The following is a 21,797-nucleotide window of genomic DNA, read 5'->3' as shown; positions in this document are numbered from 1 at the left end:
TCAGGTGTCGACGTGGAATTCCACGGTAACCTGGCCGCTTCCGGACGAGGGGAAATAGTCACACAATTGTTCTGCCGTCCCGCGATAATCGTACCACCCGAGCGCGGCGAACAGCATGATCGTATCAGCCATGCCGCCCTCGCCATTGCATTTGGTGGCGTAGTCCGGGAGCATATCCAGGAACTCGCGATAGCGGCGGGCCTGCCATAGCTCGAGCACGCGCAAATCGACCTGACGATTGAATTCGCTGGCAACCGACGTCCATGCCTCGGGCCCCAGCTTCTTGTTCGGCCAGAGCCGATGCGAGAGCGATCCGCTGGCGAGAATTGCGACCCGTTCACCGGATTGGTCGATAGCCCGCCGCGTGGCTTCGCCGAGCAGCCGGCTCTCCTCGAATGACGTGAACAGCGGCGAGGCGACGGAGACCACCTTCGCGAAGCCGTCCGGGTTCATGTAGTGCATTGGCACGATGGTGCCGTATTCCAGCCCGAGGCTTGCGACCTGGTGTGCGGTCACGTTGAGATCTGCGTCGAATGCCCTGTCCGCGATCGCCTTGGCGAGGTCGGTATCACCGGGCAGATCGTAGCGCAGATCCTGGATCATCTGCGGCGCCTCGTGGCTGGTGAACGCGCCGCGATGCCGCTCATTGGCGTTGATGTGGTAGCCGAAATTGGAGAGCCAATGGGTGTCGAACACCACGAAGCAGGTGACGCCGCGCTCTCTCGCCCGTCGCCCGAGCTCGCGCAGGGACGCGACCGCCGGCTCGCGCGCCGCGCGCAACGGGCTGCCTGATATCTCCGACAGCATCAGGGAAGGAACATGGGTGACCTTGGCCGCGAGGACGAGCTGGCCCATAGCGGTCACCTCGAGGTGTCAGGCTGCCTGAGGCTGGCTGCCGTGGATTGCCGAGGCAAGCCGAAGCAACAGGACGATCGAGACATTGCCCTTGCCGGCCTCGATCTGGGCGATATAGCGCTCCGAAATGCCGGAGCGTCGGGCCAGCTCCCGGCGCGACAGCTCGCAACGGGCGCGCGACGACTTCAGGCGCTCGCCCAGCTCGGCCAGAAACGCGGTCTCGGAATAAGGCGGCGCGGCACGGCTCCCCGGCAGCACCTCACCCGCGAAATCCATGACTTGATTCAGCATCGCTCTCACCACGTTCGCCTTCGGGAAGCGTTATCCTACCCTCCGCACGCACGGCCTCATTGACGCGGATCAAATTCGCGCGCGATTGGGGCCGGCCGTGGACGATCGCAAAGGGAATGCTAGACTTTGGAATTGTTCGAGGCGGGGCCTTTCGGGACATGATGCGTTATTTGAGCCGCTGGACCACGGCGGCGGTGCTTTGGATTGCATTCACTTCGCTGGCGGGTGCCGAAACGCTCGCGGCGACGGTCGAGCAATGGGGCCTGCTCGGCTCCTGGGCGGTCGATTGCGCTGTCCGACCCGACCGCGACAAGGGCGCGGTGCTCACTTACGAAATCCGCGGGGATGGCCGGGTGATGTATCGGCGCGATTTCGGCGACGCCAAGGACGAGAACGAGGTCGTGTCCGCCACCGTCAATGCCGAAGGCCTGCTCAACCTGATGGTCTACTTCCCCACGCTGCATCAGACCCGCCAATTCGGATTGCTGCTTGCGAAGGACGGCAGCCTGCGCGCGATCTACAATCGCAGCGAGCGCGGCGAGTACACGATCAGGGACGGCAAATACGTCAAGACAGGCGCGCCGACGCTTCCGCAGCAACGCTGCAGTCAGCAATCGTCCTGATCCTGAACATCCATTCAGAATTCTCTTCCCGTTCCTTCGGAACGTTCAAACGTATGCGCCGTTCTCAATTGCATTACGTTGGAGGAGGACATCATGAAGAAGCTTGGTTATGTCGTTGCCGCTTTGGGTGCGCTTGCGGTTGCGGCGCCGACGCTGGCGAGTGCCGAGACCATCGTGGTCGGGCACGAGCATCACGGCTACGGCGCCCGCGCCGAAATGCGCGAGCATCGCGACAATGGCTGGCATCGTGGCTGGCATCATCACGACCGTGTCGTGGTGATCAGGCACGGCCATCACCACATGTACTAATGCGCAACGCAAATGGAAATGGCCCCTCGCGGGGCCATTTCTTTGCGTTGAAAGCATGCCGCAAGTTTTTGAGTTAGATCAATCCGCTGGTTTGTGTCGGACCTATTAATTGGCGGCCCCTAGCAAAAAGGGGAGGGCATCGACCATGAAATCGAATCCACTGAGGCCGCACACCCCTGACGATGATCCAGAACCCGGAACGCCAGGTACCGCCGAAGACCTCTGTCCCGAATGCGCGGGAACCGGAAAAGTGGCAGACAAGGTGACTGGCAAAGAGAGTGCTTGCGAACGCTGCGACGGTACCGGCATCATCATCCAGGGCGTCGGGTAGTGCTCGACGCGATGCAATTCCCGGGTCGCCACTTCCACAAGGGGCATCCCGCATAACCGCATGCGACCCAGGTACGAGTTTTGATGCTTCACTTTCGCGCGCTAGACGCTCCGACATTCTTTCTCTTCTTTACTGGCAAGGGCGGCGTCGGCAAGACCTCGCTGGCCTGTGCTACCGCCATCGGTCTGGCCGACCGTGGATCGCGTGTCCTCCTCGTCAGCACCGATCCTGCATCGAACCTCGACGAGATGCTGGAAGTCAGGCTAACAGATAGTCCCGCGCCGGTGCCGAACGCGGCCGGGCTCTTCGCGATGAATATCGACCCGGAGACCGCAGCCGAAAACTATCGAACCCGCGTGCTCGAACAGCTAGGGCCCTCGGTTACTGCTGAGGAGAAATCGACCGTACGCGAGCAACTTTCCGGCGCTTGCACGACCGAAATAGCCGCCTTCGACGAGTTCGTCGGCCTGCTGGATGGCGATATGGGGGGTTTCGACCATATCATTTTCGATACGGCCCCGACCGGCCACACGTTGCGGCTTCTTAGCTTGCCCAAGGCATGGACCGGCTTTCTGAAGGACAACGACCGTGGGGCATCCTGTCTCGGCCCACATTCAGGTTTGAAGATGCAGGAGGATCGATTTCGACAGGCGCTTCAAGCGTTGGGCGATCCCAAGCGGACCACCGTTGTCTTGGTCACCCGCGCCGATCGGAGCGCGATCCGCGAGGCGGCTCGAACTTCGGGCGAACTCGATGCGCTCAATCTCTCGAACCAGACTCTCGCTGTGAACGGACGCTTTCACGCCACGGACCCTACTGATGTTGTGGCAGTCGCCCTTGAGAAGGAGCAGGACGAGGCTCTCGCCTCGATGCCAGCGTCGCTGACGAAACTGCCGCGAGACGAAATCCCATTGTTCGGTTTTGACATCGTGGGCCTCACGGCCCTCAGGCGGGTGTTGGCGCCATCCAATCCACCGCCTCCGAATGAGGCCGCCGAACAAGATGCCAAGCCGATCGACTTGCCGGGCCTCGACCGGTTGGTCGATGACATCGCCCAAGGAAAGCATGGCCTCATCATGGTCATGGGCAAGGGCGGCGTCGGTAAGACGACGATTGCCGCTGCCATCGCTGTGGGACTTGCCAAGCGCGGACACGCCGTTCACCTCAGCACGACAGACCCGGCCGCCCATATCAATTTCGTGGTTGATGGCGTGATGCCGGGCCTGACGGTGGATCGGATCGATCCCCGGGTTGAGACGGAACGCTATGTCGCAAAAATACTGGCGAGCCGTGGCCGCGACCTAGACGAGCAGGGCAAGGCGCTTCTGCTTGAGGACCTGGCTTCGCCATGCACTGAGGAAGTCGCTGTGTTTCATGCCTTCTCGCACGTTGTTGCGGAGGCGCGAAGCGCCTTTGTGGTCCTCGATACGGCTCCAACAGGCCACACCCTACTGCTGCTCGATGCGACTGGCGCTTATCATCGCCAGATGACAAGCCAACTAGAACCGAGCGGACCGGGGCGTATTGTTACCCCGCTGATGAGGCTGCAGGACCCCACCCACACCCGGGTGGTCCTGGTAACTCTGCCAGAGACAACTCCAGTTTCAGAGGCGGCTGCTCTTCAGCAAGACCTGCGGCGTGCCGGTATCGAGCCATTTGGTTGGGTCATCAACAAGTGCCTCGTCGCTTCGGGACCTCACGATCCCTTGCTGCGGTCGCGGCTGGCGAGAGAGCGGACGCAGATCGCTCGCGTTCGGGACGGTCTGGCAGAACGGTCATACATGGTTGGCTGGCAAAGCAAGCCTCCTGTCGGCGTTGAGGAGCTTGAGGCGCTGTCATAATTGACCCGCTCCCTGATGATGTCCACTCAGGGGCGCAAGCAGGAGTGCTCTGATGAAGCATAGGATTTCTGCTTGCTCCCGAAAGCCGACATCGGCGCCTTTATCGGTACACGCCCTAATCCCACTCCGGCCCAAAACCCGGATTGACGCAGCGCCTGTCCTTCGGCAGCGCGGCGATCTTCTTGCGATCGGCATCATCCAGCGTGATCTTCAGCGCGTCGAGATTGGCCTGCTGGCTCTCGCGGCGTGAGGCCTTCGGGATCGCGGCGACGCCGTCCTGGTCGAGCAGCCATTTCAAGGCGACCTGTGCCGCGCTCGCGTTGTGCTTGGCGCCGATCTCGGCGAGCACCGGGTCGGTGGCAAAACGCCCCTGCGCCAACGGGCAATAGGCAACCAGCGGGATCGACTTCGCCCTGAGATAGGCCAGCACCTTCGATTGATCCAGCATCGCGTGATATTCGACCTGGTTGCAGGCGATCGGCGCCTTGATGTCCTCGACCGCGATCTTGAGCAGCGCCGTGGTGAAATTGGCAACGCCGATCGCCCGCGTCCGCCCCTCCTCCTTCAGCTTCATCAAGGTCTCGAACACCGCGCCCCAGTTCGCCGATCTCGACGGCCAGTGCACGAGATAGAGGTCGACATGGTCGAGCCCGAGCTTCTTCAGGCTGGCGTCGAAGGCGCGGCGGATCGCATCCGGGCTGAGATTCTCGTGCCAGACCTTGGTCGTGATGTGCAACTCGCCGCGCGGCACGGAGCTAGCGGCGAGCGCGGCGCCGATCGCCTCCTCGTTGGCATACATTTCTGCGGTGTCGATGTGGCGGTAGCCGATCGACAGTGCGCTCTCGACCGCTTCGCGGCAGACATCGCCCTGCATGCGGAAGGTCCCGAGGCCGAGCTTGGGCATGCTGATGCCCTGTGTTTTCAGATTGTCCATTGAACAGGCTCCCTGAGGCATTTCAGCCCGCCGGATGCGCGCGGCGATGCCGCGTGAGCAGACTCTTCGGTGAGGGAAAAGAGGTGGCGGGAACGGGCACTATAGCGCCGCTGGGGCGGGGCGGCCAATCAAGATCGGGTTAGCGCCCCTACGAATGCTGCGCCACCACGGCGGGACGCGCCTGCGGTTGAGGCATGATGTCGACCGACCACAGATCACGGTTGTCGACGTCCTTCAAGGTCACCGTCATCACGCCGCTCACGCCATCGATGTCGACCCGGCCGAAGAATTGCAGGCCAAAACACGGCGCCAGATTCTCGCCCTGGGCTTCGCTACAGCCATTCCGGTACATCGCCACGGGGCCGAACGTGTTGTCGAGCTCGCCGGGGCCCCAGGTGCCGGCATGGAGCGGACCGGAAACGAACTCCCAGAACGGCTCGAAATCCTGGAATTGCGCCTTGTTCGGATCGTAGTAATGCGCGGCGGTGTAGTGCATGTCGGCGGTGAGCCAGACGATGTTGCGGACACCGGCGCGCTTGATCGAGCCGAGCAGATCGGCGATCTCGTGCTCGCGCCGGTCAGGCGGCCCATCGCCGAGCGCGACGGCATCGAGACTGATCAGGCCGATCGGCAAATCGGCTGCAATCACCTTCCAGGTCGCCTGCGAGGCGGCGAGCTCGCGCTTCAGCCAGGCAAGCTGCTGGGCGCCGAGAATCCAGCCGCGATGATCGCCGCCCTTGTTCCAGGTGTCGTCGCGATAGCTGCGCATGTCGATCATGAAGACGTCGAGCAGCGGCCCGTAGGCGATCTTGCGATACACCCGCCCCTGCCGCGGGCCGAGATCCCTGATCGGCATGAAGTCGAAGAAGGCACGGCGGGCGCGCGCGACCAGGCGCGGCGTGCCGTCGTCCTCAAAGCCCGCCTCGTCATAGCTACCCTTGGGCGACCAGTCGTTGGTGACCTCGTGATCGTCCCATTGCGCGAACATCGGCACCTCGGCGTGGAAGGCGCGAAAATGCGCGTCGAGATGATTGTATTTGTAGTTGCCGCGGAACTGCGCCAGCGTGTGCGCGACCTCCGATTTCTCCTCGGTCACGACGTTGCGCCAGATCTCGCCGTTCGGCAGCTTCTGCTCCGAGGGAATCGTGCAGTCCGCATAGATGTGATCGCCGGAGTGAATGAAGAAATCCGGTCTGTTGTCGAGCATGGTGCGATAGCTGCGATAGCCGCCGCGCGAGATGTCGATACCCCAGCCCTGCCCCGCGACGTCGCCCGACCACAGGAACGAAATCGACTGGCCGGCGGCCGGCGCGGTGCGGAAATGGCCGATGCGGCTTTCGCCGGCGATGCCGGTCGCGATGTCGTCGAAGCGCACGCGATAGAAGATGTCCTGCCCGGGCGGCAGGTCGTCGAGCAAGAGCTTTGCGGTGAAGTCTGTATCCGGCAGAGCGTCGCGTGACACTGAGGCGATGATGGTCTTGAAGCTCTCGACGGTCGAACACTCCACCTGCATCCGCGCGGGCCGGTCGGCGCGCGCCCAGATCACGGCCGAGCCGTCCGAGATATCGCCGGACTGGATGCCGCCCGCGATCTGCGGCCGATCGGCGGCGCGGCTGATGCCGGGTTTTGCGAGCGAGGCGATGGCGAGAGAGGATGTGGAGCGAACCAGGAACTGTCGCCGGGTCCATGCGCGCGAAGCGCGGTGCGTTGCCATCAAGGAAACCTTCGTCGAATCGCGACGGAAGGTGCCTGCGTCGTTTGACGACGAGCTTACGGTTTCCTGACTCCGGGCCTACGGTTTTGCGACGGAGAGGTGACGGGCGGGATGCAGCCGCGAGCCGCCGTGTGCTCCCTCGCCCCGTTCTTACGGGGAGAGGGTTGGGGTGAGGGGCTCTATCCGCGATCACGCTGGGAGTTGGACTCGCGGAGAGTCCCCCTCACCCGGAATCCGCGCTGCGCACGCATTCCGGCCTCTCCCCGCACGCGGGGAGAGGCGAAGAGAAGCGCGTCAGTGTTTCCAGTTGCAGATGCCGCCGGAACGGCAGGGCCAGGTCTGGATGCGCGTGTCCATCGCCTGCGCGTCCAGCGGATTGCCGTGACGATGCGCGAGCCTGGTGCGGGCGGCGCCGCGCGGCTGTGTGCTCTTGGTGCGAGCGATCTTCGGCTCTGAGACGTGCACGCGTTCGGCCGCGACTTTCTTCGGCACGTCGACCGGCTCGACACGAGCTTGCGCCTCGTTTCCGCCCTTCGCTTCCATCGCAACAGGCGCAAATTGCGTTTCGGGCCCGAGCCGCTTCGGCGACAGCACGGCCTTGGAGAGATCGAGACCGAGATATTCGTCAGGCTTGTAGTCGTCAGCGCGCGCGATTCCGCCCATTGCGACCACGAGGGCAATGGCAACCGCAAAGGGAACGCTTTTCAGGACCACGGACGCCTCCTGAAATGATTGTTAAGGAGTAATTTACTCCTATTTAGGAGGCGCCGCGTGCATTTCCAGCGGCCAGATGCGGCCGTGGTTAAGAAGTTTGGCGGTGTCAGGCGACCTTTTGCGTCGCACCCGTCCCATCCAGGAACCCGATCAGCCTGTTACGGATGATTTGTTCCGCCTCCGCCATGATGCGATCGACCAGTTCCTTGCAGCTGGGGATGTCGTGGATGAGACCTGCGACCATGCCGCAGCTCCAGGCGCCGGCATCCATCTGCCCATCCAGCATGATCTTGGGATAGACACCTGCGACCTGGTCGTGGATGTCGTCGATCGTGAGCTTGTCGCCCTTCGTGCGCTCGATCTCGAGCAAGCGATCGACATTGGCGTTCTTCAGCACCCGCTCGGTGTTGCGCAGGGCGCGCATGATCAGGCGGGTGTCGAGCTCGGTCGCCGCGACCAGCGCGTTCTTCACGTTCTGATGGACCGGCGCTTCCTTGGTGGCGATGAAACGCGTGCCCATGTTCATGCCGGCCGCGCCGAGCGACAGGGCTGCGACGAGGCTGCGCCCGTCGGCCATGCCGCCGGAGGCCACGAACGGGATCTTCAATTCCTCCGCCGCGCGCGGCAGCAGGATCATATTGGGAATGTCGTCCTCGCCGGGATGGCCGCCGCACTCGAAGCCGTCGACGCTGACGGCGTCGCAGCCGATCCGCTCGGCCTTCAGCGAATGCCGCACCGAGGTGCATTTGTGGATCACCTTGATGCCGGCCGCTTTCAGCGCCGGCATGTATTGCTCCGGGCTGCGGCCTGCGGTCTCCACCGCCTTGATGCCACCCTCGACGATGGCCGCGATATATTCCGGATAGGGCGGCGCCGCGAAAGTCGGCAGGAAGGTGAGGTTCACGCCGAACGGCTTGTCCGTCATGTCGCGGCAGCGCGCGATCTCCTTGGCCAGCAGCTCCGGCGTCTTCTGTGTGAGACCGGTGATGATGCCGAGCCCGCCGGCATTGGAGACGGCCGCAGCCAGCTCGGCAAAGCCGACGAAATGCATGCCGCCCTGGATGATGGGATGCTCGATGCCGAACAGTTCGGTGATCGCGGTCTTCACGTAGGTCGCCTCCCGGATTTCGGTTTGTATTGCGGATCAGTCTAGCCGCAGTCTTGCGCCGCGGTCACCATTTCTCGCCGAAGGGGCGGATCTCCATTTCGAAGGTCCAGGCACTCTTCGGCTGCTGATAGAGCTGCCAATAGGAATCGGCGACGGCCGACGGCGGCATCAGCAGATCAGGATTGTCGAGCGCGTTGGGGCCGAGCGCCTCGAGACGGCGCTGCCGCACCCATTCGGTATCGACCCCGGAATCGATGATGAGATGGGCGACGTGGATATTCTTCGGCCCGAGCTCGCGCGCCATCGCCTGCGCCACGGCGCGCAAGCCAAACTTGGCGCTGGCAAAGGCGGCAAAGCCGCTGCCGCCGCGCAAGCTCGCCGTCGCGCCGGTGAAGAAGATGTTGCCGGCACCGCGCGGCAGCATCAGCCGCGCCGCTTCGCGCCCCGCGAGGAAGCCGGAATAGCAGGCCATCTCCCACACTTTCCGAAACACGCGCTCGGTGGTGTCGAGAACAGGGAAATTGACGTTGGCGCCGACATTGAAGATGCAGACTTCCAGCGGCGCATGCTTGTCGGCATCGGTGAGGAAGGAGATGACCTCCTCCTCTTTCCGCGCGTCCAGCGAGCGCGCGTGGATCTCGCCGCTGGCGGCTTCGATGTCCTTCACCAGCGGCGCGAGCTTGTCGCCGTTGCGGCGACCGGCAAAGACAGTGAAGCCCTCGGCAGCAAATTTCTTGGCAATCTCGGAGCCGATGAAATCGCCGGCGCCGATCACGGCCGCGGTCGCGTTTCGCTTGGGCAAGGTCGCCTCCTCCGGTGAGCGTATGATTGAGCTGGAGGCTATAGTTCTAAAATAGAACTGTCAAACTTCCCTGCCGAATGTTAGCCTATGGCGCAAATTGCGCTGATCATTCAAGTCAGTTCCTTTTTCTGACTGACCAAGCCGTGGCGGAGACAGGATCATGAAATGGGATACGCTGGAGGAGGAGCCCTGCTCGCTCTCCCGCACCGTCGCCGTGGTCGGCGACCGCTGGACGCTCTTGATCCTGCGCGAATGTTTTCTGCGCGTGCGCCGCTTCGAGGCGTTTCAGTCCTCGCTCCAGATCACGCGGCATCTGCTATCCGAACGGCTGAAGAAGCTGGTCCGCTTCGGCATCCTGCGCCGCGTCCCCTATTCCGAGGCGCCGAAGCGCTACGAATACATCCTGACGCAGAAGGGCCTCGACCTCTATCCTGTTATCATGGCGATGGTGCATTGGGGCGACACCCACATGGGCGACGAGCGCGGCCGCCCGCTGCTGCACGAGCACAAGAGTTGCGGCAAGCAGTTCGATCCCGTGATGGTGTGCTCGGAATGCGGCGAGCCGCTGCATGCCAAGCAGGTGCATGTGCATGCTGGGCCGGGGCGACGAGGCGCTGACGCAGCCTAGTGTCCCCGCGCCGGCGCGCCGAGATCGATCGGGCGCAGCACGGCTGCGGTCGGAATCATCAGCACGGCGACGATCGCGAGCGTCCAGAACACGTCGATATAAGCGAGGAAGTCGACCTGCTGCTGGAGGGTTTTGCCGACCCACGCGACAGCCTGCGAGGCGGCATCGCTCGCGTTCGAGCCCTGGGCCTGGAAGTAGCGCGTCATCGCGTCGATGGTCTGCTGGTAGCCGAGGTCGGAGGGCGCGGCGTGTTCGATCAGGCGGCTCTGATGGAATTGCTGGCGCTGCGCAAGGATCGTCTGCGCCAGCGCGACACCCATGGAGCCACCGATGTTGCGGGCGACGTTGATCAGCGCGGAGGCCTGGTTAGTCTTGTCAGGCGGCACGCCGTCATAGGATGCCGTCGTTACCGGCAGGAACAGGAAGGGAAGACCGATGGCGAGGAAGATGCGGGCCAGCGCCGCGTAGCCGTAGGTGATGTCGCCATTGAGCCCGGTCAGATGCCACATCGAGAACGCCACGACCGCGGCGCCGAACATGATGAGATATTTGGGCTGCACCGTGCCGACCAGGCGGCCAACGACCGGCATCAGCATGAGCGTTGCGACGCCGCCGGGCGACAGGGCAAGACCGGCCAGCAGCGCCGTGTAATTCAGCTCGGTCTGAAGCAGTTGCGGCAAGATCTGCGTGGTCGAGATCAGCACCGCGCCGGTGCCGAGCATGACCAGGAAGCAGGCGGCGAACTGCCGCCGGCCGAGCAGCCGGAGATCGATGATCGGCTCTTCGCGCGTCAGCTCCCACGGGATCAGTGCGAGCAGCGACACCGCCGACAGCACCGCGAAGAAGACGATCAGGTTGGAGCCGAACCAGTCGTTGCGCTGGCCTTCGTCGAGCACGTATTCGAGCGAGCCGAGCCCGATGGCGACCAGCGCGAAGCCGATATAGTCGACCCGCAGGCCCTTGCTCAGCAGCTTCTCCCGCTCCTCCTCCGCACCCGATGGTTCCTTGACCAGCGTACCGACCAGGAACAGCGAGAGCATGCCCATCGGCACGTTGATCAGGAACACCCAATGCCAGCTGTAGGTATCGGTGATCCATCCGCCGAGCGTCGGACCGATCACCGGTGCGACGACCACGGCGACGCCGTAGATGGCAAAGGCCTGGCCCCGCTTCGCCGGCGGGAAGGAGTCGGCGAGGATCGCCTGCTCGCTGGTCGCCATGCCGCCGCCACCGAGGCCTTGCAGGATGCGGAACAGCACCAGCGCCTCGAGATTCCAGGCGAAGCCGCACAACAACGACGCCACAGAGAAGGTCGCCACGCAGATCATGTAAAAGCGCTTGCGGCCGATCACTGTCGACAGCCAGCCCGAGATCGACAGCACGATGGCGTTGGCGACGAGATAGCTGGTGATGACGTAGGTGCTCTCGTCGATGCCTACGGCGAGACCGCCGGCAATGTGGCGCAACGCGACGTTGGCGATGGTGGTGTCGAGCACCTCCATGAAGGTCGCGATCGAGACCACGAAAGCGATGAGATAAGGATTGTGCCCACCGGCCGCCGAGCGCTCCGGCGACCAGGCACCAGTGGACGCGCCGTTTTGCGAGGCGTCGGTCATCGCACCTTGGTCCAGGGCACGACCGACATGCCAGGGCCAACGGGCAGATCCGCCGGCCAGGTGTCGACCAGGATCTTCACCGGCACGCGCTGCACCACCTTGACGTAATTGCCGGTGGCATTCTCCGCCGGGAGCAGGCTGAACGCGGTGCCGGAGCCCGGCTGCACGGAATCGACATGGCCGGTCAGCTTGCGCCCGGGATAGGCGTCGATGCGGATCTCGACCGGCTGGCCTGGCCGCATGTCGGCGAGTTGCGTCTCCTTGTAATTGGCGACGATCCAGACATCGTCGGGGACGAACATCATCAGGCTCTGCCCCGCCGTGACGAACGTGCCCTTGGCGCCCGAGAGCTTGACGACGCGGCCGGACTGGGCCGCGACGACGCCGGTATATTGCAGGTTGAGCCTGGCCTGATCGAGCTGCGCCTGCGACTGCTCGAGTTGCGCCTTGGCGCCTTCCAGCTGCGCCTGAAGCGTCTTGATGCCGACCTGGGCAACCGCCACCGCGGTCTTGCTACGCTCGGTGTTGGCTTGTTGCGACTGAAGATCGGAGCGGGTCTGCTGCTGACGCTGCACGGTGCCGGCGCCCTTCTCGACCAAATCTTGTGCGCGGTTGAACTCCTCCTGCGAGAACTGCAGCTGCGCTTGCGCCTGCTCGAGCTGCGCCTGGGCCTGCTTGATCTGCTCCGCTTGCGAATCGATTTGCGCCTCGACATTGGCGATGTTGGCCTTGGAGACCTCGACCTGCGCTAGAGCCTGATCGACGGCGATGCGATAATCGCGCTCGTCGATCCTGGCGAGAATATCGCCGGCATTGACGTGCTGATTGTCCGTCACCGGGATGTCAGTCACGTAGCCGCCGACCTTCGAGGTCACGGAGAAGCTGCGGGCGGCGACGAAGGCGTCGTCGGTGGATTCGTAGTGCCGGACCTGGAGCCAATAGAGCAGCCCGCCGACCAGAGCCGCGATCAGCACGATGGCGCCCACGGTTGCGAGCAGCCAATGCTCGGCAATCCGCTCGCGCAGCGTCGGAGCCTTGTCCGGCTTCGCCGGCTGCTCCTTGGTCTCGTGCTTGGCATCAGGCGAAGTCTTTGGAGCTTCCACCTTCTGCGGCTGCTCCGCGGACGGCCCACGCTCCCGGGTTTGAGCATCCACTGCGAATACCTCGATCGGGATTTTTGACTGGCGTGGTGCGCACACGCCGGCAGCCTAACCGCAGCCTCAAGGCATGGTTCCGGCCCGCGGGAGCACCGCTGTCATTCGTGAATGCATCGCACGGAAAAGAAGCGCGGCACTGTTCCCGCCGCGCTTCACCGATGGCATTCGCACTGGGTCAGTGCGTCTTGGTCTCGTGCCATTTCTCCAGGTCCGGCTTCTTGTCGCCGGACTTCTGCTCCTTCTCCGGATTGCCCTGCCAGGGCCTGTCCGTCTGGGCGTGCGATCCCCAGTCGTTCTGAGTCCGGGGATCGTCGGTGGGCTTTTCCTTGCTCATCGGGTCTCCCTCTCTCTGTCGCGGATCAAGCGAAGGGAACGCCGTAATAGGCATTGATGCCGCGCGTGGCGGCGTCATCGCTCCAGTTCCAGTCGCTGCGCTCGCCAAATTTCGGCGCGTCTTCGAGCGCCTTGGCGGTGATTCCGGTGACATAGCCACCGAGGTCGGTGTCGTATTTCAGCGACTGCCAGGGCAACGGATAGTGATCGTTGCCGAGCCCTAAAAATCCGCCGAAGCCGAGCACGGCATAGGACACCCTGCCGCTGACCTTGTCGATCATTACGCGCTCGATCGAGCCAATACGGTTGCGATCGGCACCATAGACCGATGTTCCCTCGACCTTGTCGCTGCCGATCAGACGGCCCATCTCGCTGCGGTCCATCTCGCCTTGATTCAACATGTCTGTTCTCCACTCAGCCGATGTGGGGATCAACTTGCGCGACAGGGCGATCGTTCCCGAAAGCAACTGCGACCAAACAGGAACATCGCCGGGAACGCGCTGTTCTTGGTTTTCCATCCAAGGAAACCGGGAGCCGTCCACGATGTCCGAGACCGTCTCCGACTTCATCGTCCAGCGTCTGCATCAATGGGGCGTACGTCACATCTTCGGTTACCCCGGCGATGGCATCAATGGCGTGTTCGGCGCGCTGAACCGGGCTGAAGCCAGGGACGAGACCAAAATCGGCTTCGTGCAGGCCCGCCACGAGGAGATGGCGGCGTTCATGGCGTCAGCCTATGCGAAATTCTCCGGCGAGCTTGGCGTCTGCATCGCGACCTCTGGCCCCGGCGCCTCGCATCTCATCACCGGGCTCTACGACGCACTGCTCGATCACCAGCCGGTGCTGGCGATCGTCGGTCAGCAGGCGCGAAACGCGCTGGGCGGGAGCTATCAGCAGGAACTCGATCTCGTCTCGATGTTCAAGGACGTTGCCGGCGCCTATGTCGCACAGGCCTCCTCATCCGCCCAAGTGCGGCATCTGATCGACCGCGCGGTGCGGATCGCGCTCGCACGCCGGGCCCCCACGGCGATCATCCTGCCGAGCGACCTCCAGGAAGAACCCTATGACGGGCCTCCGCGCGCGCACGGCACCTTGCATTCCGGTGTCGGCTACAGCGCACCCCGAATGCTGCCGCGCGACGTCGAGCTCGATCGTGCCGCGGAGGTGCTCAATGCCGGCAAGAAGGTCGCGATGCTGATCGGTGCCGGCGCACTGCACGCCACTGACGAAGTGATTGCGGTCGCCGATCGCCTGTCCGCCGGCTGCGCCAAGGCTCTCCTCGGCAAGGCGGCGCTGCCGGACGACCTGCCCTGGGTGACTGGCTCGATCGGCTTGCTCGGCACTGAGCCCAGCTACACCATGATGATGGAATGCGACACGCTGCTGATGGTCGGCTCCGCTTTCCCTTACGCAGAATTCCTTCCCAAGGAAGGTGCCGCGCGCGGCGTTCAGATCGACATCGACGCCGGCATGACGTCGATCCGCTTCCCCATGGAGGTCAGCCTGGTCGGCGATGCCGCGGAGACTTTGCGGAGCCTGCTGCCGCGGCTCGCACCCAAGAGCGACGGCGCCTGGCGCAAGGGCATCGCGGATGACGTCGCCAAATGGTGGACAACGCTGGACGGCCGCGCGCATCAGCCTGCCGCACCGATCAATCCGCAGCTCGTCGCCTGGGAACTGTCGCCGCGCCTGCCCGAGAACGCCATCATCACCAGCGATTCCGGCTCCTGCGCCAACTGGTTTGCGCGCGATCTCAAGATCCGGCGCGGCATGACGGCCTCGCTCTCCGGCGGCCTCGCCTCGATGGGTGCCGCCGTGCCTTACGCGCTGGCCGCGAAATATGCCCATCCTGACCGCCCCGTGATCGCACTGGTCGGCGACGGCGCCATGCAGATGAACAACATGGCCGAGCTGATCACGGCCGCCAAATACTGGCGATCCTGGCGCGATCCGCGCTTCGTCGTCTGCGTCTTCAACAATGAAGATCTCAACCAGGTCACCTGGGAGCAGCGCATCATCAATGGCGATCCCAAATTCGAGGCCTCCCAGCGCATCCCCGACGTGCCCTATTCGCGCTTCGCGGAGATGATCGGCCTCACCGGCATCTTCGTCGACAGCCCGCAACTGCTCGGCTCGGCCTGGGACCAGGCGCTGGCAAGCGAGAAACCGGTCGTGTTGGAGGTGAAGACCGATCCCGAGGTGCCCCCGCTGCCGCCGCACATCACCTTGCAGCAGGCGAAGAACTTCTCGCTCGCCTTGATGAAGGGCGATCCCAACGAGAGCGGCGTGATCAAGGGCGCAGCACGGCAGGTGCTGGAAAAGATCCTGCCCGGAAAGGAATGAGGTGAACCATGAGCGACTTTCGCGACATTCAACACGGCGTCAACGACCCCGTCGACGGCGTCGACGTGAAGCGTCAGATCAACACCAACCAAACGCCGCACGAGCGGGCGCAGCGTCATGCCGACGTGCGAGCCGAACCGTCGGCCTCGCCGTCCGAGCCGTTCCTCCCCGAGCGACTGCGGCGAAAGCCGACCGATCCGATCAATCCCCGCACCGGCCGACATCCGACGGATTAGGAACCTCGGTCCCGAACCTGTGTTGGTCGCCACAAAGACCGGCGCGGCAGGTGCCGCGTGGTTAATCAGAGGGACCGGATCATGAAACGTACCGTCATCACCTTTGCCTGCATGCTTCTTGCAGGCCCAGCTCTTGCCCAGTCGCTCGGCGAGAAGACCGGCGTCAATTCGGCGCTCGGCGTCGCGCCTGCGACCGCAGATTTCGTCAAGGAGGTCGCCGTCAGCGACATGTTCGAGATCGAGTCGAGCAAGCTCGCCGAGCAGAAGGGCAATGCGCCGGAGAAGCGCTTTGCGCAGCAAATGGTCACCGATCACACCAAGACCAGCGGCGAGCTCAAGGCGCTCGTCAGCGACGGCAAGGTGCAGGCGACCTTGCCGACGGCGCTCGATAGCTCGCACCAGAGCAAGCTCGACAAGCTCAAGGGCGCCTCCGGCAAGGACTTCAGCTCGGACTACAACTCCTACCAGGTGAGCGCGCATGAGGATGCGATCTCGCTGTTCGACCGCTACGCGAAGGGCGGCGACAATGCCGCGCTGAAGGATTGGGCCGGCAAGACGCTGCCGGCGCTCAGGCATCATCTCGATATGGCCAAGGAGCTTGGCGGGGCGCCGAGCGTCGGGCAGTCGAAGTAAGACCTTTTACGGGGACATCGGCTCAGCCGGCGTCCCTTGATAGCAACGATGCGTCTCTCCGCGGGTTTGGACTGCAAACTCGCGGAGACCCTCATGGCACATCAAAACAAGACTGCAATATCCCGCCGGCAAATCGTCCGCGCGGCGAGCGCCACGCTTGCTGCGGCTTCGCTGGCACCTTCGACAGCGAAAGGAAGCACTATGGCCGAGCAGGACCTGATCGATCCCGTCACCCGCTATCCGAAGCCGCCATTCAAGAAGCAATCGCAGCCCTGGCCCGGCCTCGCCGGCAAGATGGAGCCGCAGCCGGATCACGGCGAGAGCAGTTACAAAGGTTCCGGCCGGCTCAAAGGCCGCAAGGCGCTGATCACCGGCGGCGATTCCGGCATGGGCCGGGCGGCCGCGATCGCCTATGCGCGCGAAGGCGCCGACGTCGCCATCAACTATCTGCCGGCGGAGGAGCCCGACGCGCAGGAGGTGATCGCATTGATCAAGAAGGAAGGTCGCACCGCCCTTGCGATCCCCGGCGACCTCAAGGACGAAACGTTCTGCAAGAAGCTGGCCGAACAGACGGTGCAGGGCCTCGGCGGTCTCGACATCATCGTCAACAACGCGGCACGCCAGCAGACGCGCGCCTCCATCCTCGACGTCTCGTCGGAGGATTTCGACGCAACCATGAAGACCAACATCTACGCGCCATTCTGGATTATCAAGGCGGCGCTGCCGCATCTCAAACCCGGGTCCTGTATCATCGGCACGACATCCGAGCAGGCTTACGATCCCTCACCGGATCTCTACGACTACGCACAGACCAAGGCGGCGACGATGAACTACGTGAAGTCGCTGGCAAAGCAGCTCGCCTCGAAAGGCATTCGTGTCAACGGCGTTGCGCCAGGACCGATCTGGACGCCGCTCCAGGTCTCCGGCGGCGCCACGATGGAGAAGCTAGAAAAGTTCGGCGGGATGACGCCGCTTGGTCGCCCTGGTCAACCCGCAGAACTGGCCTCGATCTACGTGCAGCTTGCCGCGGCCGATGCGAGTTATGCGACCGGCCAGGTCTATGGCTCTGCGGGCGGATCGGGCCAACCGTAACGCCTCAGCTTGGGGAACGATCATCGATCGTTCGGCTTTACAAAACTGTCATGGAGAACCTTTCGCCAAGACCTTGGATCAATGGCGCCAGTAACAGTCAAACCCACGCGGACCGATATCGCGATCGCGAATGAGATCGCCGAGCATACCAACCCGGAGCTCGAGCAGACTGCCAAAGCGTTGACCTGGGGCGCGGACGAGCATGTGCTGCTCGCCCTCGCCGCTGCCGGATGGCTGTACGCGAGAATGCGACCTGCCGAAGAGCGCCGTGCGGCCAACCATATCCTCGCGGTGTCGCTGGTAACGGCGATCCTTCCTCACGTCCTGAAATCCGCGTTCAATCAGGTCAGGCCTGATCGGCTGACGATGCAAGGCCATCGCCGCGGCGTCCCGTTCTCGGGACAGGCGCGCGATGCCTTTCCGTCAGGCCATGCCGTGCATATGGGCGCGCTGGCATCCGCTGCGGGCCTGCTGCCGCCGCCTCGGCGACGTCTCGTGCGCGGCATCGCCGTAGGACTCTCGCTGACCCGCATCGCTCTGCTGGCGCATTGGGCCAGCGATGTGGTGGCAGGCTTCACGCTGGGCATCGCCATCGAGCGGATGCTGCGACCGTTGACGCTGGCAAGGTGGAACACCGATCCTGGAAAATGCGAGCGCGGTCATGACTGAGTATGTCGTCCGCTTCATCGCCGGCGGCGTGATCGTGACCGCATTTGCAATTCTTGCTGACATGCTGCGGCCCAAGAGCTTTGCTGGCCTGTTCGGCGCGGCGCCGTCGGTGGCGCTGGCGACGCTGAGCATCGCCGTCGTTCAACACGGCCCCCAATATGCCGCGGCGGAAAGCCGAACCATGATCTATGGCGCCGCAGCCCTCGCCTGCTACAGCATCGCGGTCTGCCACCTCCTGATGAGATTTCGCTTCACGGCGCTGCCTGCCACGATCATCGCTTCCGTCATTTGGCTTGCGGTCGCCTTCGGCCTGCTCGCTGGTCTCGGAGGGGCGGCGTGATGCTGGTCAAATTGTCATCATCGGCTCTGAGGCAAACGCGCTGGTACGAGTACGGCATTCGTTTCCTGCTCGGCGGATTGGCGACAGTTTTCACCGGCCTCGTCAGCACGCGCTTTGGCGTGGCCATCGGCGGGCTCTTCCTCGCCCTCCCCGCCATCTTCTGCGCCAGCGCGACGCTGATCGAGAGTCACGAGCGCCGAGCCAAAAAGAAGGTTGGTCTTGGCGGGCGGCGACGCGGGCAGCAGGCTGCGGCTCTCGATGCTGCGGGGGCTGGCCTCGGAAGCATTGGTCTCGCCACGTTTGCCGCGACCTTCTACGCGCTGGTTGCGGCAAGCGTGATCGGGGCGTTCGCGGGCGCCATCCTGGTATGGGCTGTCGTCTCGATGGCTGCGTGGTGGCTGAGGCGAAAGCTTCGCATCACCTCTCACATCACGCAGGCAAAACGCTGAGGGCGTTCAGCGAGAAGCGACCGCCGCTTCCCGCACCATCAGGAAATCGTGCATCTCCGCTGCGCTTTGCAACTGTTCGAGGCGGGCCACGAGGGCGTCGCGCTGCCCACCGTCCGGCAGTCGCGACAGCTCGCCTTCAAGCCGTAGCCTCTGCGCCTCGAGACGTTGTTCGAATGTGTGGGGTTCAGAACGTCTTCGCATCATCTGTCCTTGGTGGCTGCAGGCCCGGGCTGTTGGCCCAGCGTTCGACCTGCTCCATGACCTTCTGGTGGCTGGGGCGCACCGGCTTTGGTCCTTCGCGCTCCTCGGAAAGCTTGCGGGGTAACCTGACTTCATCCGTCATGGCCAATCTCCCTTTCCAAGAGAATGCACCAGATCGCGAGTCGTTTCAATATTAACTTATTGATTTTGCATGGTATTTTTACTCAACTGGCGATTTTTTGGACTCTTGGGGAACTCGCGCCAACGCCGTCCGTTGAGTAAACTACTCAACTTACTCACTTCGCGTGATGGACCATGAATGACCTTCGCGCCGATCGCCTTCAGGTCATGCTTTCTCCGGAAGAGCTGGCCGCAGTTGACGATTTCCGGTTCAAGCACCGCATGCCGACGCGCGCCGCCGCGGTCCGCGAACTGCTAAAGTTCGGGCTCGCGGCCGCGGGCATCGAGACGAGCGTAGGCGCGTCAGCAGGCATCAAATCAAGCGAATTTGGTGTGTTCGGCCGCGGTCCCGACGGACACACGCCGACGAAGCCCGAGGGCGAAGCCGAGGATTGATTCCCGGACCACTCATAAACAAAACGACCCCGGCACGGGGGTGCCAGGGCCGTCCTTGGAGATTGCTTCCGGAGCACCGGGGGCATGTCACCGGAAGCAATGAGTCGACTCTTCGTGGGAGGATTCGTTCCTGGTGAATTCTAGCCGCTCGGAGCAGCGCCGGAATCATCCGGCGTCATGCCCGAGCCCGGCGTCTTGCTGTTGTCGTTGAGCTCGGGATCGCGCGTCGCTTCTCGCGACGGCGAACCGTTCTGACCGTTCTGATCCGTCTTGTGCACGGTCTGCGCACGCTGCTTGTCGCGCGGCTGATCCTCAGCGCGCTTGTCCTTGACGATGCCGTGGTCGGAATGTGCCATGATGTCCTCTCGCTTCTTCCGATGCCTCGAAGCGCTTACGCTTCCATGCATCGAATGTTCCCACGAGAGCGAGAGGCCCGCGGCGCTAGCTGTGCGCCGCGTGCACCGCCACGGATGCGTTTTCCTGATGCACCTGCCGGACCGTCGTCACCGTCGCAAACGCGACCGAAACGCCAAAGGCGAGGATGAGTGAGAGAAGTGCCAGACGTGGAGCCATCGCAAAACCTCCTTCTGGAATTGAAAAATCAATGCGACCGACTATTCCCGGATGATCGTTGATTGTTGCAGCTCATTCCGTGAGCGGTGTCACACGCAGACGCACGAAAACGAGAGCGATCAGGCGCCCTGGCTTTGCAAGACGCTGACCTTGACGGGCGGGACTTCGCCATCGAGCCAGTCCTGCTCTTTCGCCAAAGCCGTCCAGGCATCCGCCATGCGCGAGTATCTGTTGTAGGCCGGCTGCCCTTCCGATCGCTCGGCGAGTTGCAGGCAGTTCTCAGCGTTATCCCTGAAGATGTCTGACTGTTTCATGAACAAGAATTGGGTACGGAACCCCGCACCCGCAACCGCCCTTACGGGATCGTAACCTCCGCCGGAACTTTGCACGCTACTGGTCATTACATCACCATGCGGATATTTGTCGCGATCATCCTGGCCTTCATCAGCACCGCGGCGCTTGCCGACAGCACCGGCGAGCAAATGCGCGGAGATCGCGTTCCCAATGCCACCGACGTCATCAGCGGCCTCTACGCCTTCGGCCGCTTCCAGCAAGGCTTGTTGGAGAGTACCGACCTGAAAGGCAATGCGGAAGTCAAGAACCTCGCTGCGCTTCGCGCCGAAGAGGCGGCCAAGCGCGACAAGGCATTGAAGGAGATCCAGGATGCGATCGGCGCCGAGCCGCGTCTGAGCAAGGCGACGTCAGCCGGCATCGACCTCGCAAAACCCGATGATGCCGAGGGGCCGGCCTATGTGAGAACCTTCTATGCCGCCCAGATCCCTGAATACGAGTCCGCGATCAACCTGCTCGAGCGCTATCTGAGGACGCCTGACAATCCCGCGCTCGCGGCCTTCGCCCGCGAGCATCTTCCGGTGCTGCGCGCGCAGTTGAAGGACGCCGAGCGCACCATGGCCGACAAATAGCAGCCCTACTTGTCCTCCGGATGATGCTGCTGATCCATGGGGCGCACCGTGCGATTGCTGCCCGGCATGTTGTCCCGGCCAGCATCGCCATTGGCGTCCTTGCCGCCCGAGGACGAGGTGCCGCTGCCACTGGGGTTCGACTTGGTGGCGGCCCCAGTGGTCTGCGAACCCGCATGCGGCGTGGCGGAGCTGGCAGCCGGATCTCCGGTCGCGGCGCCGCGCCCGCTGGGTGCGCCGGCCTGCGCCAGCGCAGATCCCGTTGCGAATAACGCGGCGATGAGGACGCCCAATCCAGCTTTCATATGCGCTCTCCCTGTGTTTGCAGGGCTAACCTCAGGACCTCTCCCGGCGTTCCTAGTGGATGGCGGGAGTTTCGAAATTGGAACAGCGCGAGCCCCACCCTAAGGGCTGAGAAATTTTAGGTAATCTGATGGAACTCTCGATAACCTTCCCGGTTAGTTTGACCGGGCTGAGCACGGCAGGTTCCAATTCCCAGCGTCGCAACC

At 63.3% G+C, this 21,797-nt stretch carries 29 protein-coding genes; 13 read left to right on the top strand and 16 right to left on the bottom strand.

What is annotated here, in order from left to right; all coding sequences use genetic code 11:
* A complete protein-coding gene (hpaD, locus tag L6637_RS09695; protein ID WP_237870316.1) occupies positions 1–855 on the bottom strand; it encodes a 3,4-dihydroxyphenylacetate 2,3-dioxygenase in 855 nt (284 codons plus the stop codon).
* Between the two features lie 18 nt (positions 856–873).
* The gene (locus tag L6637_RS09690) at positions 874–1,146 is read right to left on the bottom strand and encodes a helix-turn-helix domain-containing protein (RefSeq protein WP_237863465.1); all 273 of its coding nucleotides are present in this window, start codon (positions 1,144–1,146) and stop codon (positions 874–876) included.
* 158 nt (positions 1,147–1,304) lie between these two features.
* On the opposite strand from L6637_RS09690, the gene L6637_RS09685 reads away from it, so the two are divergent.
* The 3 genes from L6637_RS09685 (at position 1,305) to arsA (ending at position 4,250) form a co-directional block, all read left to right on the top strand.
* The gene (locus tag L6637_RS09685; protein ID WP_237870315.1) at positions 1,305–1,769 is read left to right on the top strand and encodes a hypothetical protein; all 465 of its coding nucleotides are present in this window, start codon (positions 1,305–1,307) and stop codon (positions 1,767–1,769) included.
* Positions 1,770–1,862: 93 nt separating this feature from the next.
* Entirely contained in the window at positions 1,863–2,078 is a 216-nt protein-coding gene (locus L6637_RS09680; RefSeq protein ID WP_237863463.1) for a hypothetical protein, read from the top strand.
* 414 nt (positions 2,079–2,492) lie between these two features.
* Complete coding sequence (gene arsA / locus L6637_RS09675) at positions 2,493–4,250, top strand: arsenical pump-driving ATPase (RefSeq protein WP_237870314.1); 1,758 nt, start codon at positions 2,493–2,495, stop codon at positions 4,248–4,250.
* 115 nt (positions 4,251–4,365) lie between these two features.
* Here arsA and L6637_RS09670 read toward each other — a convergent pair whose 3' ends face one another.
* From L6637_RS09670 to L6637_RS09650, 5 genes are all read right to left on the bottom strand, one after another.
* Entirely contained in the window at positions 4,366–5,184 is an 819-nt protein-coding gene (locus tag L6637_RS09670; RefSeq protein WP_237870313.1) for an aldo/keto reductase, read from the bottom strand.
* A 148-nt stretch (positions 5,185–5,332) separates the two neighbouring features.
* Entirely contained in the window at positions 5,333–6,898 is a 1,566-nt protein-coding gene (locus L6637_RS09665; protein WP_237870312.1) for an alkaline phosphatase D family protein, read from the bottom strand.
* A gap of 294 nt (positions 6,899–7,192) precedes the next feature.
* Positions 7,193–7,612 (bottom strand): hypothetical protein, encoded by a 420-nt coding sequence (locus L6637_RS09660; RefSeq protein ID WP_237870310.1) that lies wholly within the window; start codon positions 7,610–7,612, stop codon positions 7,193–7,195.
* Between the two features lie 106 nt (positions 7,613–7,718).
* On the bottom strand, positions 7,719–8,720 hold the full coding sequence (locus tag L6637_RS09655; protein WP_237870308.1) for an NAD(P)H-dependent flavin oxidoreductase: 1,002 nt from the start codon (positions 8,718–8,720) through the stop codon (positions 7,719–7,721).
* A 64-nt stretch (positions 8,721–8,784) separates the two neighbouring features.
* A complete protein-coding gene (locus L6637_RS09650; RefSeq protein WP_237870306.1) occupies positions 8,785–9,522 on the bottom strand; it encodes an SDR family oxidoreductase in 738 nt (245 codons plus the stop codon).
* Between the two features lie 160 nt (positions 9,523–9,682).
* On the opposite strand from L6637_RS09650, the gene L6637_RS09645 reads away from it, so the two are divergent.
* A complete protein-coding gene (locus L6637_RS09645) occupies positions 9,683–10,150 on the top strand; it encodes a winged helix-turn-helix transcriptional regulator (protein ID WP_237870304.1) in 468 nt (155 codons plus the stop codon).
* Here L6637_RS09645 and L6637_RS09640 read toward each other — a convergent pair.
* The 4 genes from L6637_RS09640 to L6637_RS09625 form a co-directional block, all read right to left on the bottom strand.
* Positions 10,147–11,766 (bottom strand): DHA2 family efflux MFS transporter permease subunit, encoded by a 1,620-nt coding sequence (locus L6637_RS09640; protein ID WP_237870302.1) that lies wholly within the window; start codon positions 11,764–11,766, stop codon positions 10,147–10,149. The genes L6637_RS09645 and L6637_RS09640 overlap by 4 nt on opposite strands.
* A complete protein-coding gene (locus L6637_RS09635; RefSeq protein WP_237870300.1) occupies positions 11,763–12,920 on the bottom strand; it encodes an HlyD family secretion protein in 1,158 nt (385 codons plus the stop codon). The genes L6637_RS09640 and L6637_RS09635 overlap by 4 nt, the downstream gene beginning before the upstream one ends.
* 178 nt (positions 12,921–13,098) lie before the next feature.
* A complete protein-coding gene (locus tag L6637_RS09630; RefSeq protein ID WP_237863453.1) occupies positions 13,099–13,257 on the bottom strand; it encodes a hypothetical protein in 159 nt (52 codons plus the stop codon).
* A gap of 25 nt (positions 13,258–13,282) precedes the next feature.
* Entirely contained in the window at positions 13,283–13,657 is a 375-nt protein-coding gene (locus L6637_RS09625; protein WP_237863452.1) for a PRC-barrel domain-containing protein, read from the bottom strand.
* Between the two features lie 142 nt (positions 13,658–13,799).
* Between L6637_RS09625 and L6637_RS09620 the strand changes: the two genes are divergently transcribed.
* The 7 genes from L6637_RS09620 (at position 13,800) to L6637_RS09590 (ending at position 19,018) form a co-directional block, all read left to right on the top strand.
* The gene (locus L6637_RS09620; RefSeq protein WP_237863451.1) at positions 13,800–15,599 is read left to right on the top strand and encodes a thiamine pyrophosphate-requiring protein; all 1,800 of its coding nucleotides are present in this window, start codon (positions 13,800–13,802) and stop codon (positions 15,597–15,599) included.
* An 8-nt stretch (positions 15,600–15,607) separates the two neighbouring features.
* Positions 15,608–15,835: a hypothetical protein gene (locus tag L6637_RS09615; RefSeq protein WP_128953211.1), complete on the top strand. Its 228-nt coding sequence runs from the start codon at positions 15,608–15,610 to the stop codon at positions 15,833–15,835.
* 81 nt (positions 15,836–15,916) lie between these two features.
* Positions 15,917–16,468, top strand: coding sequence for a DUF4142 domain-containing protein (locus L6637_RS09610; protein WP_237870298.1), 552 nt, complete (start codon positions 15,917–15,919; stop codon positions 16,466–16,468).
* A 201-nt stretch (positions 16,469–16,669) separates the two neighbouring features.
* Positions 16,670–17,560 carry an SDR family oxidoreductase gene (locus L6637_RS09605; protein WP_237870297.1) on the top strand — a complete coding sequence of 297 codons (891 nt, stop codon included), beginning with the start codon at positions 16,670–16,672 and terminating at the stop codon, positions 17,558–17,560.
* An 81-nt stretch (positions 17,561–17,641) separates the two neighbouring features.
* The gene (locus tag L6637_RS09600; RefSeq protein ID WP_237870295.1) at positions 17,642–18,229 is read left to right on the top strand and encodes a phosphatase PAP2 family protein; all 588 of its coding nucleotides are present in this window, start codon (positions 17,642–17,644) and stop codon (positions 18,227–18,229) included.
* Positions 18,222–18,569 (top strand): DUF3147 family protein, encoded by a 348-nt coding sequence (locus L6637_RS09595; protein ID WP_237863448.1) that lies wholly within the window; start codon positions 18,222–18,224, stop codon positions 18,567–18,569. Before L6637_RS09600 ends, L6637_RS09595 begins: the two co-directional genes overlap by 8 nt.
* Entirely contained in the window at positions 18,569–19,018 is a 450-nt protein-coding gene (locus L6637_RS09590) for a DUF3147 family protein (protein WP_237870698.1), read from the top strand. The genes L6637_RS09595 and L6637_RS09590 overlap by 1 nt, the downstream gene beginning before the upstream one ends.
* 184 nt (positions 19,019–19,202) lie before the next feature.
* Here the strand turns inward: L6637_RS09590 and L6637_RS09585 are convergent, their stop codons facing one another.
* Complete coding sequence (locus tag L6637_RS09585; RefSeq protein ID WP_237863446.1) at positions 19,203–19,361, bottom strand: hypothetical protein; 159 nt, start codon at positions 19,359–19,361, stop codon at positions 19,203–19,205.
* A gap of 173 nt (positions 19,362–19,534) precedes the next feature.
* Here L6637_RS09585 and L6637_RS09580 point away from each other — a divergent pair, with 173 nt between their 5' ends.
* Positions 19,535–19,795 carry a hypothetical protein gene (locus tag L6637_RS09580; RefSeq protein WP_237863445.1) on the top strand — a complete coding sequence of 87 codons (261 nt, stop codon included), beginning with the start codon at positions 19,535–19,537 and terminating at the stop codon, positions 19,793–19,795.
* A gap of 140 nt (positions 19,796–19,935) precedes the next feature.
* Here L6637_RS09580 and L6637_RS09575 read toward each other — a convergent pair whose 3' ends face one another.
* The 3 genes from L6637_RS09575 to L6637_RS09570 all read right to left on the bottom strand — a co-directional run bounded on the left by L6637_RS09575 (position 19,936) and on the right by L6637_RS09570 (position 20,682).
* On the bottom strand, positions 19,936–20,151 hold the full coding sequence (locus L6637_RS09575; RefSeq protein ID WP_237870293.1) for a hypothetical protein: 216 nt from the start codon (positions 20,149–20,151) through the stop codon (positions 19,936–19,938).
* An 85-nt stretch (positions 20,152–20,236) separates the two neighbouring features.
* Positions 20,237–20,368 (bottom strand): hypothetical protein, encoded by a 132-nt coding sequence (locus L6637_RS42390; RefSeq protein ID WP_271606962.1) that lies wholly within the window; start codon positions 20,366–20,368, stop codon positions 20,237–20,239.
* A 119-nt stretch (positions 20,369–20,487) separates the two neighbouring features.
* Positions 20,488–20,682, bottom strand: coding sequence for a hypothetical protein (locus L6637_RS09570; RefSeq protein WP_237863443.1), 195 nt, complete (start codon positions 20,680–20,682; stop codon positions 20,488–20,490).
* A gap of 96 nt (positions 20,683–20,778) precedes the next feature.
* Between L6637_RS09570 and L6637_RS09565 the strand changes: the two genes are divergently transcribed.
* Positions 20,779–21,291, top strand: coding sequence for a DUF4142 domain-containing protein (locus L6637_RS09565; protein ID WP_237870291.1), 513 nt, complete (start codon positions 20,779–20,781; stop codon positions 21,289–21,291).
* Between the two features lie 5 nt (positions 21,292–21,296).
* Here L6637_RS09565 and L6637_RS09560 read toward each other — a convergent pair whose 3' ends face one another.
* Entirely contained in the window at positions 21,297–21,593 is a 297-nt protein-coding gene (locus L6637_RS09560; RefSeq protein ID WP_237870289.1) for a hypothetical protein, read from the bottom strand.
* Positions 21,594–21,797: the final 204 nt, after the last annotated feature.

The organism is Bradyrhizobium zhengyangense (genome assembly GCF_022012435.1).
Taxonomy (GTDB): domain Bacteria; phylum Pseudomonadota; class Alphaproteobacteria; order Rhizobiales; family Xanthobacteraceae; genus Bradyrhizobium; species Bradyrhizobium zhengyangense.
Note: the sequence above shows the minus strand (reverse complement) of the source record. Positions and strands in the feature narration are given on the sequence as shown.